General features: G+C 65.0%; 11 protein-coding genes. 6 read left to right on the plus strand and 5 right to left on the minus strand.

The window, feature by feature from the left end; genetic code table 11:
* The first annotated feature begins 194 nt into the window (after positions 1-194).
* Positions 195-623, plus strand: coding sequence for a YbaN family protein (locus GE253_RS19270; RefSeq protein WP_211101521.1), 429 nt, complete (start codon positions 195-197; stop codon positions 621-623).
* A gap of 83 nt (positions 624-706) precedes the next feature.
* On the opposite strand, the gene GE253_RS19275 is transcribed toward GE253_RS19270, so the two are convergent.
* Positions 707-901 (minus strand): hypothetical protein, encoded by a 195-nt coding sequence (locus GE253_RS19275; RefSeq protein WP_153205774.1) that lies wholly within the window; start codon positions 899-901, stop codon positions 707-709.
* 155 nt (positions 902-1,056) lie between these two features.
* Between GE253_RS19275 and GE253_RS19280 the strand changes: the two genes are divergently transcribed.
* From GE253_RS19280 to GE253_RS19290, 3 genes are read left to right on the plus strand one after another with little or no spacing between them, the layout of a single operon-like run.
* Positions 1,057-1,860, plus strand: a complete 804-nt coding sequence (locus GE253_RS19280) for an aspartate/glutamate racemase family protein (RefSeq protein WP_153205775.1) — start codon at positions 1,057-1,059, stop codon at positions 1,858-1,860.
* Positions 1,861-1,862: 2 nt separating this feature from the next.
* Positions 1,863-2,879 (plus strand): NADP-dependent oxidoreductase, encoded by a 1,017-nt coding sequence (locus GE253_RS19285; RefSeq protein ID WP_153205776.1) that lies wholly within the window; start codon positions 1,863-1,865, stop codon positions 2,877-2,879.
* Entirely contained in the window at positions 2,876-3,730 is an 855-nt protein-coding gene (locus tag GE253_RS19290) for an alpha/beta hydrolase (protein ID WP_153205777.1), read from the plus strand. The genes GE253_RS19285 and GE253_RS19290 overlap by 4 nt, the downstream gene beginning before the upstream one ends.
* Before the next feature lie 13 nt (positions 3,731-3,743).
* Here GE253_RS19290 and GE253_RS19295 read toward each other — a convergent pair whose 3' ends face one another.
* The 4 genes from GE253_RS19295 to GE253_RS19310 all read right to left on the minus strand — a co-directional run bounded on the left by GE253_RS19295 (position 3,744) and on the right by GE253_RS19310 (position 10,816).
* A complete protein-coding gene (locus GE253_RS19295) occupies positions 3,744-8,825 on the minus strand; it encodes a hypothetical protein (RefSeq protein WP_153205778.1) in 5,082 nt (1,693 codons plus the stop codon).
* A gap of 127 nt (positions 8,826-8,952) precedes the next feature.
* Positions 8,953-9,996, minus strand: a complete 1,044-nt coding sequence (hemH, locus tag GE253_RS19300) for a ferrochelatase (protein ID WP_348770901.1) — start codon at positions 9,994-9,996, stop codon at positions 8,953-8,955.
* A 26-nt stretch (positions 9,997-10,022) separates the two neighbouring features.
* Entirely contained in the window at positions 10,023-10,196 is a 174-nt protein-coding gene (locus GE253_RS19305; protein ID WP_153205779.1) for a hypothetical protein, read from the minus strand.
* A gap of 143 nt (positions 10,197-10,339) precedes the next feature.
* Complete coding sequence (locus tag GE253_RS19310; RefSeq protein ID WP_153205780.1) at positions 10,340-10,816, minus strand: YchJ family protein; 477 nt, start codon at positions 10,814-10,816, stop codon at positions 10,340-10,342.
* A gap of 241 nt (positions 10,817-11,057) precedes the next feature.
* On the opposite strand from GE253_RS19310, the gene GE253_RS19315 reads away from it, so the two are divergent.
* Both GE253_RS19315 and GE253_RS19320 read left to right on the plus strand, forming a co-directional pair.
* Positions 11,058-11,543, plus strand: a complete 486-nt coding sequence (locus GE253_RS19315; protein ID WP_153205781.1) for a formate dehydrogenase subunit gamma — start codon at positions 11,058-11,060, stop codon at positions 11,541-11,543.
* A complete protein-coding gene (locus GE253_RS19320; RefSeq protein ID WP_153205782.1) occupies positions 11,540-13,111 on the plus strand; it encodes an NADH-quinone oxidoreductase subunit NuoF in 1,572 nt (523 codons plus the stop codon). The genes GE253_RS19315 and GE253_RS19320 overlap by 4 nt, the downstream gene beginning before the upstream one ends.
* Positions 13,112-13,177 lie beyond the last annotated feature (66 nt).

Here is a 13,177-nt window from a genome sequence, read left to right on the forward strand (position 1 = left end):
CCCCCCAAGCGGTAAGGAAAGCCCCAGCGGTCGACCCGCCGCTGGGGGATAGGCCGCCCCTATCAGGCTGATCGGATCATTCGATTGTACGGAATTCTTTTCCGGGCTTACTGTTTACCCATGCCCAGCGGTTGGCGTTGGGCGGCGATGTCGAACGATGTTGCGACGTCGCAAGCGGGGAACAGGAAGCCATCATGCAGGATCGGGAACCGGCCAAACAAATCGGACCCATGGCGCGGGCGCTTTACCGCCTGGCGGCCAGCTTCTGTCTGATCCTGGGGATCATCGGCATTGTGCTGCCGGTCCTGCCCACCACGATTTTTCTGATACTGGCAGTCATCTGCCTGATCCGCGCCGGCGATCACCGGGCAGAGCGGTTGCTGGCGCATCCGCGTTATGGCGCCCCGATCCGCCTGTTCCTGGATCATGGGGCCATCACCCGCCGGGGCAAGGCCCTGGCCCTGGGTGGTATCAGCCTGGGCATGGCGTTTCTGGTGCCGCTGGCGCTCTCCCTGCCCTGGCTGGGTGTCGGAAGCATGGCGATCCTTGTTACTGCTGCCAGCTACATTATCACGAGGCCGGAACCGCTTGCGGTTCCCGTGCAACAGGGTCGGCAACGCTGATCCTGTTTTCCTTCAGTAAAAACTTAAAAAAGCCCACGGTCGCCAACACGTGGGCTTTCTTTTTTGGTGAGGGTAAACAGAGCTTACTCGCCCGCCTTGCGCCCCAACATGCCGCGCAGCAATTGCGCGCCGGGGGCAATGGCGGCAGACAGGATGATCTGCCCCTCCTCCGTCAGGGAAATTTTCAGCCGCTGCCCCGGCCGCACGCGCAGATGGGCCTGCATCTCTGGCGTCAAGGTCAATGACCCGTCAGCCTCCAGGGTAATTTCACTATGCATGATCAGGGTCCGGTTAAAGCTTCACCCACCGAACCTAGTGCGCCAGGCCGGTCAGCGCAATTGCCGGTTCATCACCATCATGGATAGGTGATTGACAGATTAACTCTGGTGATAAAATATAAAGATATAGCTTTGTATCATTTAACGAGGGCGACATGTTGATCGGCTTGCTGGGGGCGGTGCGTGACCCGTTCCGCCCTGTCGCCCCGGAACTGGTGCCGCTGCTGTCGCCCACCAATGTGCTGCGCCCCTTCCCGTCCCGTGTGCCGGCCTTCCCCTTCACCCCGTTGGAGCAGGCGCTGCAGCAGGTGGGGCATCTGGAAGCGGGGCTTGCGGCGGTAGAGGCCGGCTGTGATGCGCTGGTGATCGACAGTCTGGGGGATTACGGTCTGGCGGCCCTGCGTGCGGCAACCGCGCTGCCCGTCTTCGGGCCAGGGGAAATGGGGATGGCGGCGGCCGCTGCGGGCGGGCGCCGCTTCGGTATTGTCACTGTCTGGCCCCGCTCCATGAACTTCATCCCGGAAGCTCTGTTGCACCTCTATGGTCACGGGACGGCCTGCATCGGCATCGCCAATGTGGGGGCGGAGGCAGAACTGGACCGTCTGGCCGGCCCCGATGGCTATCTGGCCCAGGTGCGGGAGGGGGCGTCGGCGGTGCTGGATGCCATCGCGGTGGCCATTGCCGATATGGCGGATCGGGGGGCGGAAGCGGTGCTGCTGGGCTGCACCTGCATGTCGCCCCTGGCGGCGGCGCTGGTGGCGCGGGCTGCGATCCCGGTAATCAACCCGCTGGCCAGCGCCGTAAGCGCGGCGGCGGGGGCAGGGGTTTGGGCCGGCGGGGAACGGGTGATCGCCCGTCCCGGCCGGCCCGATCTGGTGAAACGCATGGTGGAAGGGGTGGCGGACGAACCGGCAGAGGATTGCCCGGTCTGCGCCGTCGCCAGCAACGTGGGAGAATGAAAATGGGACGCAGCGTCGCCGAAATCACCTTGGCGCATCCGGTGGAGGCGGCCCCGACAGCGGCAGACTTCACCCTGATCCAGCGTGATCTGCCCGACACCCCGCTGCAAGGCATGGTGCATGTGCGGCTGCTATGGCTGGGGCTGGACCCCTATCTGGGGCCGCGCATCCGGGGCCGCCATATGGGCGAACCCCGGCCGGTGCCGGGCGGCCCGCTGCCGGGGGAGGGGGTGTGCCAGGTGCTGGCATCCGCCGCAGACGGCTTTCAGCCCGGTGATTATGTGGTGACGGAAGCGGGCTGGGCGGAAGAGGCGATGGTGCCGGCAGAGACTGTGCGCCGCATCGATCCCAGCCTGGGGCTGACGGCCCATCTGGGCCTGCTGGGGATGCCGGGTGTCACCGCCTGGGCCGGCATCACCCAACTGGCCAAGGTGCAGGCCGGCGATGTGCTGTGCATCAATGCCGCTGCCGGCGTGGTGGCGGGCACGGCCGGGCAGATTGCCAAGGCGGCCGGTGCCCGCGTCATTGGTATTGCCGGCGGGCCGGACAAGTGCCGGCTGGCCCTGGAGCAATATGGTTTTGATGCTTGCGTCGATTATCGGCTGGAGGGCTGGCAGCAGCAATTGGCCGATCTGTCAAAGGAAGCAGGCGGCTTCAGCATCCATTTTGAAAATGTCGGCGCCAGTATGCTGCAGGTGGCGCTGCCGCTGCTGCGTCCCTATGCGCGGGTGGTGCTGTGCGGGTTGGCCGAACATTATGGGGCTGGCACGCCGGCCATGATCAATGCCGGCATGATCATGTTCAAGCGCGCCACCGTGCATGGGCTGATCGTCTATGATTTCATTCCGCGCCGGGCGGAATGGGTGGAGATGGCCCGCCCCCTGATCGCCAGCGGCGCCCTGCGGGAAGCCAATGACGTGGCCGTGGGGCTGCAGGCCGCCCCGGCGCAGCTGGAAAAGGTGGTGCGTGGCCAGTCCAATGGCCGCGCCCTGGTGCGGGTGGCGGGGGTCGCGGTATGAGCGGCCCCGTCCGCATCCGCCGGGGCTTTGCCGATGGCCCGCATGGGCAAATCCATTACCGGCGGGCGGGGCAGGGGGCCCCGATCCTGCTGTTCCACGCTTCCCCAGCCAGTTCCAAACAGCTGGAACCGGTGATGTTGGCCCTGGCCGACCGCTTCGATGTCATTGCCCCGGATACACCCGGCAATGGCGACAGCGACGCGCCCGCTCTGCCCGGCGGGCGTCGCCCGCAGATGGCGGATTATGCCGCCAATGTGCTGGCGCTGATGGATGCGCTGGAAGTTGCGACGTCGCATCTGTACGGTTCCCACACCGGCGCGGCCATCGCGGCGGAAACCGCCATCCTGGCTCCTGATCGCGCGTCAAGCGTGGTGATGGACGGGGTGGCGGCCTTCACGCCGGAGCAGCAGGCGGAATATCTGGCCCGCTATGCCCCGGCCTTTCCCCCAACGCTGGAGGGGGATTACCTGCAGCGTGCCTTCATGTTCTGCCGCGACCAGTATAGCTTCTTCCCTTGGTACAGCCGCGATGCCGCCCATCGTCGCCCCACCGGCCTGCCCAGCCCGCAGCGGCTGCATGAACTGGTGCTGGATGTGCTGAAGGCGCCGGAGACCTATCCCTGGGCCTATCACGCGGCCTTCGTCTATCCGATTTTGGAGCGTATCGGGCTGATCCGCTGCCCGGTGCTGGGGCTGATCGGGGCCAACGATCCGCTGGGCGATGATACACGCCGCGCCCTGGCGCTGGCGCCCCATGGCCAATGCCGGGAAACCCCGGCCTTTGGGGCAGAGGGGTATGGCCCGGCGGTGGCAGCGGTGATCAAAGCGTTTCTGGCCACCAGCAGCCGGTGATCGGTGTGCAGCGTCAGGCGAGGGCGTTGTTCACCGCCTGCCGCTGCTCCGCCGTCATGCCGTCCAGCTGGGCGGTGGTGAAAGCCTTCACCTGCTTTTCCGACATGGATTCGATCTGGCTGGTGGAAAGGGCGGCAATCTGGCTGCTGGGCATCGCGGTCACCTGATCCGTGGTCAGCCCGATAAGCTGTTGGGGCGTCAGCTGGCCGATCTGGCTGGTGGTCAAGGCCGTGAACTGGCTAATACCGACCGCCGCGATCTGCGCCGATGACACCTGGCTGAACTGGCTGCCGGTCAGCGACTGCATCTGGGCGGCAGTGAAATTGGCGAACTGGCTGGGGGCCATGCCACCGATCTGCGTGCCGGTGAGGGCGGCCACCTGATCGCTGCCCAGGGCACGCAACTGCACCCGCAGCAGGCCGGAAAGCTGTTGCCCAGTCAGGCCCGGCATGGCGCTGGTGGACAGGGACTGCAATTGCGTGTTGGACAGCGCCTGCAACTGGTCGCTGGTCAACCCACTGACCTGGGTGGAGGATATGCCGCCCAGCTGGGCCGTGCCGATGGAACCGATGCTGGCGGCGGGAATGGCCCCCAGCGCGGAGGGGGAGAGTGCCTGCACCTGATTGGTCAGCATGTTGCTCACCTGATCCGGTGTCAGCCGGCTGATGAAGCCGGTGGACAGTCCTGCCACCTGCGTGGTGGTGAGATCCTGTAATTGCGTGCCGCTGAAGGCTGCCTGCTGCGTGGCGTTCAGCTGGTTCAGCTGAGCCACGTTCAGCAGGCCGATCTGGCTGGAGGTCAGGGCACCGACCTGGGCGGAGGACAGCGCCCCCACCTGGGCGCTGGACAGGGCGTTCAGCTGTGTGCCGGTCAGGGCTGCGAACTGTACTGTGCCGATGGAGCTGACGAAGCCGGTGGACAATCCGGCCACCTGCGTGGTGGTCAGGGCCTGCATCTGGCTGGCGGAAAGGCCGCCGGCCTGGCTGGCGGTCAACCCGGCCAGTTGGGTGGCGGACAGGCCGGCGATGCCACTGGTGCCCAGCGACTGGATCTGCGCCTGGCTCATCGCGCCAAGCTGGGCCGCCGTCAGGGACGGCAGCTGCTGAGACACAATCACGCCCAGCTTTTCCGTCTGCAGGGAGCCGACCTGGGTCGGGGAGAGGGCACCAACCTGGGAAGCGGTCAACCCGCTGATCTGCGTGCTGCTCAGCGCGTTCAGCAGGCCGGCGGACAGGCTGGCGATAACACTGGTGCCAAGCGCGCTGACCTGTCCGGTGCCTAACAGCCCCAGCTGGGCGGTGCTGAAGCTGTTGACCTGGGCGGCCGTCAGCCCGCTGACCTGACCGGTGCTCAACTGGGCCAGCCGCGTATCGCTGAGTGCTGCCAGCTGGGAGGGTGATACCGCCTTCATCTGGTCTGATGACAGGGTGGCGAACTGGGCGCTGGACAGGGCTTCCAGCTGTTCGCCGCGCAGCCCGGCAGCGGCCGTGCTGCTGATGGCCCCCAGCTGGCCGGTGCTGAGCCAGGGCAGCTGCTCCGCCGTCAGGGCATTGATCTGGTCGGCGGAAAGGCCGGCAATCTGGCGGGTGCCCAGGGCCTGCAGCTGCGTCTGGCTCAACATCGGCAGGCTGACGGCACCGATGGCGCCCAGCTGCGTGGCGGACAGCGCCTGCAGCTGCGGCACAGTCAGCTGGGCCACCTGATCGGGCAGCAATTTGCTCATCTGGTCGGGTGTGAACAGGCCAATTTGCGTCGTCGTCAGTCCCGCCATCTGCTCCGGGCTCAGCGCGGTGATCTGGTCGCCGGTCAACCCGGCGATGGCGGCATTGGGCAGGGCCGCCATCTGCGCCGGGGTCAGCCCGGCCAGCTGCGCCGGGCTGAGTGAACCCAGCTGTGCTGCCGTCAAGCCGGAAATCTGCGTGTTGGTCAGGCTGGCCAGCTGGTCAGGTGACAGCAGGGCGAACTGGTCGGTGGAAAGCCCGGCCAGCTGGGGCGCCGTCATGCCAGCCAGCAATTCCGGGCTCAGATTGGTGATCTGGGTGGTGTTCAGCCCACTGATGGCCGCCGGCGTCAGGGCGGCAAACTTCACCGTGCTCAAACCATTCAGATTATCGATGTTCAAGACAGCGACCTGCTCCGCCTTCAGCCCACCGATCTGGCCCACGCTGAGGCTGGCGAACTGTTCCCCGCCGATGGAGGCCACGCGGGTCTGGCTGAGGCTGCCGATCTGCGTGGCTGTCAGGCCGGAAAGCTGGCTGACGGAGATTTCGGCGAAACGTTCATCACTGAAAGAATTCAGCTGGTCTGCCGTCATGGCACCGAACTGGCTGGCCGTCAGCCCGGCAAACTGGCTGGCGCTGAGGCGACCCATGAATTCGTTGCTGACACCCGCCACCTGGCTGTTGCTCAGCCCCGCCAACTGCTCCGGCGTCAGCGCGCCGATCTGGTTTTCACTCAGGCTGTTCAACTGGGTCACCGTCAGGTTCTTGACCTGGGTCACCGTCATGCCGCCGATCTGGGCGGGGGTCAGCTGTGCCACTTTTTCTGGGTCCAGCCCACCCAGCTGGCCGGCTGCCAGGCCGGCCAGCTGGGTGGCTGACAAGGCGGCCAGCTGTTCCCCGCTGATGGCGTTGATCTGGGTGGAAGTCAGGGCCGACAGCTGGGTGGTCGACAGGGCCGCCATCTGCGTGCCGGACAGCCGGGCAATCTGGTCGGCCGTCAGCGCCTTGATCTGCCCGACATTCAGCAGGGCCATCTGGTTGGCGGTCAGGGCCGCCACGTCCTCACCCTGCAGCGCGCCGATCTGGGTGGCCGACAGCGCCTTCAACTGCACTTCCGACAGGCTGGCCACCTGTTCCCCGGAAAGGGCCGCCACCTGGGCAGTGCTGAGACTGGAGATGCTGGAGGCGGCCAGTCCGCCGATCTGGGTGGTGTTGAGGGCCGTCACCTGCTCGGGCGTCAATCCCCGAATCTGGGGGGTGCTGAGGCTGGCCACCTGTTCGCTGGTCAGGGCGGCCAACTGATCAGGCGTCAGGGCGGCAATGGCAAGGGTGGTCAGGCCCTTGATCTGCTGGTTGGTCAGCCCGGCCAGGGAGCTGCCGGTCAGGCCCGAGATCTGACCATCGCTCAGCGCGCCGATCTGGCCGGCTGTCAAGCCGCCCAGCTGCGTACCTGACAGCCAGGACAGCTGCACATTGCTGAAGCCGGAAAGGGCGCTGTTGTTGAAACCGGCCAGCTGGGCGCGGGACAGGCTTTCCACCTGGGTCTGATTCAGGGCAGCCGTCTGGGTGCTGGACATGCCTTTCAGCTGCACCGCCGTCAGATTGGCCATCACATCGCCGCCGATGCTGCCAATCTGTTCGGCGGTAATGGCCCCAACCTGGGCGGCGCTGAAACTGCGCAGCTGGGTGGCTGACAATGCCGCCAGCTGCTCACCGGTCAGCGCCGTCATCTGGTCGGTGGAGATGGCGGCCATCTGGGCCGGCGTCAAGGCAGACACTTGTGTGGTGGACAGGCCGCCCAGCAGTTCCGGCGCAACCCCCCGCACCTGGCCGGGGTTGAGGGCCGCGACCTGCGTGGAACTCAACGCGGACAGCTGATTGCCGGCCAGCATCCCGATCTGGCCGGTGGTCAGCGCGCGCAACTGCACCGTGGTCAGTCCCGCCAGCTGATCCTGGCTCAGCGCCGTGATCTGCCCGCTGGTCAGGGCACTCACTTGCGGGGCTGTCAGTGCTGAAAGCTGGGTGGTGGACAGGATGGCCACGCGCCCTTCCGGCAGGGCCTTCACCTGCGAGGCCGTCAATGCCGTCAACTGTCCCTTGCCCAGGCTGCCGAACTGATCATCGGTCAGGCTGGCCAGCTGGGTGGTGGTCAGGGCCCGAACCTGACTGGCATTCAGCGCGGTCAGTTGGGTGCCAGTCAGGGCGGCCAGCCTTTCATCATTCAGGTTGGCCAGCTTGACCGGGCCGATCTGCGCGATCTGGGCCGGGCTCAGCACGCCGATCTGGTCGGCGCTGAGATTCTGGAACTGGGTGGTGGTCAGCGCATTGATCTGCGCCCCGTTCAGCCCGGCCACCTGGTCTGGCGACAGGGCCGTCATCTTCTCTGACGGCAGCCATTTCACCTGGGCGACCGACAGTTTGGACAGCTGGCCGGGGCTGAATGAAGCCAGTTGTCCTTCCGTCAGGGAACCCAGCTGGGCCTGGGTCAAGCCCCTCATCTGGGCCGGGGTCATGCTGCCGATCTGTTCCCCCGACAGGCCTTGCACCTGGGTGGTGGTCAATGCCGCCAGCTGGCTGGCGGTAAAGCCTTTGAACTGTGCCTCCGGCAGGCTGGACAGCAGGTTTGTATCCAGCCCTTTCACCTGTCCCGTCGTCAGGGTGCCGATCTGGGCGGGGGTGAAATTCTGCCATTGCGCGGTAGACAGGTTGTTCAGCTGCGTCAATGTCAGACTGCGGACCTGAACAGTGGACAGGCTGGCCAGCTGGGTCGGGCTCAACCGTTCCAGCTGAGTGTCGCTCAATGACGCCATCTGTGCGGCGGTCAGGCCCTTCAGCTGGCTGGTGGACAGCGCCCCCACCTGATCCGCCGTCATTGCATTCAACTGGTCGCCGGACAGGGCCGCGATCTGGCTGCTGCTCAGCGCCCCGATCTGGGTGGCGCTGAAGCTGGCGATCTGGCTGGTAGACATGGCCTTCAATTGCGGCGCCGTCAGTGCGGCCACCTGGGTGGTGGAGAGGGCGGCAATTTTTTCAGGGGTCATTAATGCCACCTCCCGCGGGGTCAACCCGCGGATCTGGCTGACCGTCATGGCGGAGAAGTCGTCGGCCTCGAACGCTTTGAACTGATCATCGCTGAGGGCGGCCAGCTGGGCGGCGGTGAAGCCGATCTGATTGCTGTTCAAAGCCTGAATGTGGCTGGTGGTCAAGCCACTGATTTGCCTAACAGAAATGGCAGCAATCTGGGGCTTTGTCAGGGAACCGATATCTTCCAGATCGAACGATCGGATCTGGGTGGCCGTCAACGTCGCCATTCTCTGCGGCGTCAGGCCGCTGACCGGACCGGTATAGTTCGGCAGAGTGATCGTCGTGGCCATTATCGTTTCTTTCGCCTGAAGAATTTTCCAACCAGGATTTTATAAAGCAAACCACGTGCCAGGGAAGGGCACGCGGCCAACGATCATTTTTGCCGGGTTGGATAGGCGCAAAGTTGTGTAAGGGGATCTATACCCAGCCCCCCAGTTCACGTTCCGTCAGGCGGACCAGCAGGTCGATATGGGCAGGGCTGCTGTTGAGGCACGGAATATAGGTGAAATTCTGCCCCCCAGCGGTAAGGAAGGTCTCCCGGATGCCCTGGTTGACCTCCTCCAGCGTTTCCACACAGTCGCTGACAAAGGCGGGGGCCATGATGGCAAGGTTCTTCACGCCCTGTTCCGGCAGGGCCTTCACCATCGGTTCCAGATAGGGTTGCAGCCATTCGGTGCGGCCAAAGCGGGACTGGAAGGCATGGCGCAGCTTGTCCGCTGTCCAACCCAGCTCTTCGCGCAACAGCCGGGCCGTCTTCAGGCAATAGCAATGATAAGGGTCGCCCTTTTCCAGATAGGCCTTGGGCAGGCCATGGAAGCTGGTGATCAGCAGATCGGGCGTCCAGTCCAGCCCGGCCAGATGATCGCGCACGCTGGTGGCGAGTGCGCTGATATAGGCCGGCTCATCATGATATGTCGGCACAGTGCGCAGCGCCGGCTGGCGGCGCATGGCCATCAGGGCGCGGAAGGCCTGATCGCAGGCCGTGGCCGTGGTGGTGGCGCTATATTGCGGATAGAGCGGGAACAGCAGGATGCGCTCACACCCTGCCGCCGTCAGCCGTTCCAGGGCGGCGGCGGTGGAGGGGTGGCCATAGCGCATCCCCCATTCCACCACCACGCCATCGCCATGCCGGGCCGCCATGGCGGCGGAAAGCAGCAGCGCCTGTTCGCGCGTATGGGTCTTCAGCGGGCTTTCATCCAGTTCCCGGTTCCAGATGCCGGCATAGGCATGGCCGCTTTTCTTCGGCCGGAAGGTCAGGATGATGCCCTGCAGGATCGGCTGCCAGATCAGGCGCGGCACCTCCACCACCCGGCGGTCGGAGAGGAATTCCGACAGATAGCGCCGCATCGACCAGTAATCGGTGCCCTCCGGCGTGCCGAGATTGATCAGCAATACGCCGACACGCGGCGTCTTTACAGGCGGGTGACCGGCGGGCAGGGGGGGGGAGGGGGCTTGCGGCACGATATCCTACGGGGGTTCCGGGCAGGTCAGGCTTTCATGCGCACCATCGCCAGCAATGTGCGCCGATGGCGATGCGCCTGCATCAAGATATCTGCCGGCGCTGAACCTTCAATGATCAGCTGTTCCCCTTTGGCCACAAGGCCGGCCCCATGCTGACGCAGGGCCTGGAAGACTTTTTCAGCGGATTTGCGCTGTTGCATTAGATCTCTCCCGATCACAGGTCTGATTGGCCGTTATTCTGGCCGAACCGCCGGCGATAGGGAAATCGATTGATCTGATCAGGGTGATAGGGACGGGTTATCGCTCCCCGCCTCTTCCAGGGCGGGGAGCGATCAGAACGGCTTCAAGCCCCGCAGCACTTCTTGTATTTTTTGCCCGAACCGCAGGTGCAGGGATCGTTGCGGCCGACCTTCACCACGGTGCGCGGGCGCTGGCCCATGATGCCATCCACATACCACCAGCGGCCATCCTGCTTCTGGAAGCGGCCGGTTTCATGATGGATCAGTTCCTTGCCATCCATGATGAACTTGGCGACGAACTCGACATAAGCTTCATTGGCGTCCTTGCCATCGGCGGTGGAGCGCACTTCCAGCCCGGTCCACTGGCTGTTCTTCGCCCATTCCGTCACCTGTTCGGCGTCGAAATCATCCTGCGTGCCCGGCAGCAGGGTTTCGCCCAGATAGGCGACATTGGCCGTGGCGAAGGCGGAATAACGTGAACGCATCAGCGCTTCCGGCGTCGGCGGCACAGCCGCCCCCGAGAGGTAAGGACCGCAGCATTCATCAAAGGCGCGGCCGGAGCCGCAATGGCAATTCGTCATGTCACGTCTCAAGAACAAAACCGGTTTGGCTGGGCACAGGGGATAGCGCAAAGCCAGCCGCACCGCCAGTGCCGGCTTTGCAGGGGCGGCCCCGGGGTGACGGCCGCCCCGTCGAGTTTCTGGATCGACAGCGGTTTATTGATAGAAATGTTCTATCGCAGCATGGGACAGCTATGTTGAAACGCGTGCAGGGCTCTGTTTCTCTCAACTGAAACGATGTTGAGACGAAAGGCAGCCCCCGATGCCAAGCGCGTCCCATCGCCCCACCTGGGATCCATTCCGGGCGGAAGCGATTATTGCTGACCATGCCCAGATGCCGGGTGCCCTGTTGCCGATCCTGCACGCGCTGCAGGAAGAATTCGGCCATGTGCCCGAACCGGCGGTGCCGCTGCTGGCGGACGCGCTGAACCTGTCACGGGCGGAGGTGCATGGCGTCATCACCTTCTATCATGATTTCCGCCATGATCCCGCCGGCCGCCATGTGGTGAAGCTCTGCCGGGCCGAGGCGTGCCAGTCGATGAAGGGGGAGCATACTGCCAGCCACCTGCTGCGCCGGCTGGGCATTGACTGGGGCGGTACCACGCCGGACGGGTCGGTGACGGTGGAACCGGTCTATTGCCTGGGCCTCTGCGCCACCGCCCCTGCCGCCCTGGTGGATGGGGAGCCGCATGGTCGCCTGACCCCGGAAAGCCTGGCCGGTATTGTTGAGGAGGCGCGGCGCGCATGAATACCGCCCCGATATCGCCGATCCGGCTGTTCATCCCGCAGGACGTAGCAGCATTGGCTGTGGGGGCGGAGCGGGTGGTGAAGGCCATCACCAGCCATGCCGCCGCTGATGGCACCCCGATAACCATCATCCGCACCGGCTCGCGCGGGTTGTTCTGGCTGGAAACGCTGGTGGAGGTGGAAACGCCCGCCGGCCGCATCGCCTATGGCCCGGTCAATCCGCATGATGTGCCGGGCCTGTTCAATGCCGGCTTCCTGCTGGGCGGTGCCCATCCGCTGCGGCTGGGCCGGATGGAGGATCATCCCTGGCTGAAGGGCCAGACGCGGCTGACCTTCGCCCGCTGCGGCATTGTCGATCCGCTGTCGCTGGCGGATTATGAGGCGACGGGCGGTTACAAGGGGCTGCGCCACGCCTTGGCGATTGGCCCGGCGGCCATTGTGGAGACGGTGACAAAATCCGGTCTGCGTGGTCGCGGTGGGGCAGGTTTCCCCACCGGCGTGAAATGGAAGACGGTGGCCGACACCAAGGCCCCGCAGAAATATATCGTCTGCAACGCCGATGAAGGCGACAGCGGCACCTTCGCCGACCGGATGATCATGGAGGGCGATCCCTTCGGCCTGATCGAGGGCATGAGCATTGCCGGCATCGCGGTGGGGGCGACCAAGGGGTACATCTATTCCCGCTCCGAATATCCCCATGCCAACCGCACCATGCGCGCCGCCATTGCGGAAGCCTACCGTACCGGGCGGCTGGGGGCCGATATTCTGGGCAGCGGCGTCACGTTCGATCTGGAATTCCGGGTCGGTGCCGGGGCTTATGTCTGCGGGGAGGAAACCGCCCTGCTGGAAAGCCTGGAGGGCAAACGCGGGCAGGTGCGGGCCAAGCCACCACTGCCGGCGCATAAGGGCCTGTTCGGCCAGCCGACCGTGATCAACAACCTGATTTCGCTCGCCACCGTCCCGGTAATCCTGGCCGAAGGGGCGGCCTATTATGCCGATTTCGGCATGGGCCGGTCACGCGGCACCATGCCAATCCAGATCGCCGGCAATGTCCGCCATGGCGGGCTGTATGAAACGGCGTTCGGCGTGACGCTGGGCGAGATTGTGGAGGGCATCGGCGATGGCACCGCCACCGGCCGCCCGGTCAAGGCGGTGCAGTGTGGCGGCCCGCTGGGGGCTTATTTCCCGCCGATGCTGTTCGACACGCCCTATGATTATGAGGCCTTTGCCCAGCGTGATGGCCTGATTGGCCATGGCGGGGTGGTGGTGTTCGATGACAGCGTGGACATGGCGGCGCAGGCGCGCTTTGCCATGGAATTCTGCGCCATTGAATCCTGTGGCAAATGCACCCCCTGCCGCATCGGCTCTACCCGCGGCGCGGAGGTGGTGGAAAAGATCATGGCGGGTCGGGAGGTGGATGCCAATCTGGTGCTGCTGGAAGATCTCTGCGCCACGATGAAATTCGGCTCGCTCTGCGCGCTGGGCGGCTTCACGCCCTATCCGGTGTTGAGCGCGGTACGTCATTACCCGGAGGATTTCCGCCGGCGTCATGCGGCGGCGGCGGAGTAGGGGCGGTGATGCTTCTTGCACCCTTCCCCAATCCGGCCCACATTATCCGCACTGGTGCGAGAGAGG

It is taken from the genome of Niveispirillum sp. SYP-B3756 (assembly GCF_009495745.1).
Lineage (GTDB): Bacteria > Pseudomonadota > Alphaproteobacteria > Azospirillales > Azospirillaceae > Niveispirillum.

Bases quoted from the DNA above. Each gene is read 5' to 3' on its own strand.
- GE253_RS19275 (WP_153205774.1), bottom strand. From the start codon at position 901: ATGCATAGTGAAATTACCCTGGAGGCTGACGGGTCATTGACCTTGACG.
- GE253_RS19285 (WP_153205776.1), top strand. From the start codon at position 1,863: ATGGGACGCAGCGTCGCCGAAATCACCTTGGCGCATCCGGTGGAGGCG.
- GE253_RS19315 (WP_153205781.1), top strand. From the start codon at position 11,058: ATGCCAAGCGCGTCCCATCGCCCCACCTGGGATCCATTCCGGGCGGAA.
- GE253_RS19295 (WP_153205778.1), bottom strand. From the start codon at position 8,825: ATGGCCACGACGATCACTCTGCCGAACTATACCGGTCCGGTCAGCGGC.
- GE253_RS19270 (WP_211101521.1), top strand. From the start codon at position 195: ATGCAGGATCGGGAACCGGCCAAACAAATCGGACCCATGGCGCGGGCG.
- GE253_RS19305 (WP_153205779.1), bottom strand. From the start codon at position 10,196: ATGCAACAGCGCAAATCCGCTGAAAAAGTCTTCCAGGCCCTGCGTCAG.
- GE253_RS19280 (WP_153205775.1), top strand. From the start codon at position 1,057: ATGTTGATCGGCTTGCTGGGGGCGGTGCGTGACCCGTTCCGCCCTGTC.
- GE253_RS19310 (WP_153205780.1), bottom strand. From the start codon at position 10,816: ATGACGAATTGCCATTGCGGCTCCGGCCGCGCCTTTGATGAATGCTGC.
- GE253_RS19320 (WP_153205782.1), top strand. From the start codon at position 11,540: ATGAATACCGCCCCGATATCGCCGATCCGGCTGTTCATCCCGCAGGAC.
- GE253_RS19290 (WP_153205777.1), top strand. From the start codon at position 2,876: ATGAGCGGCCCCGTCCGCATCCGCCGGGGCTTTGCCGATGGCCCGCAT.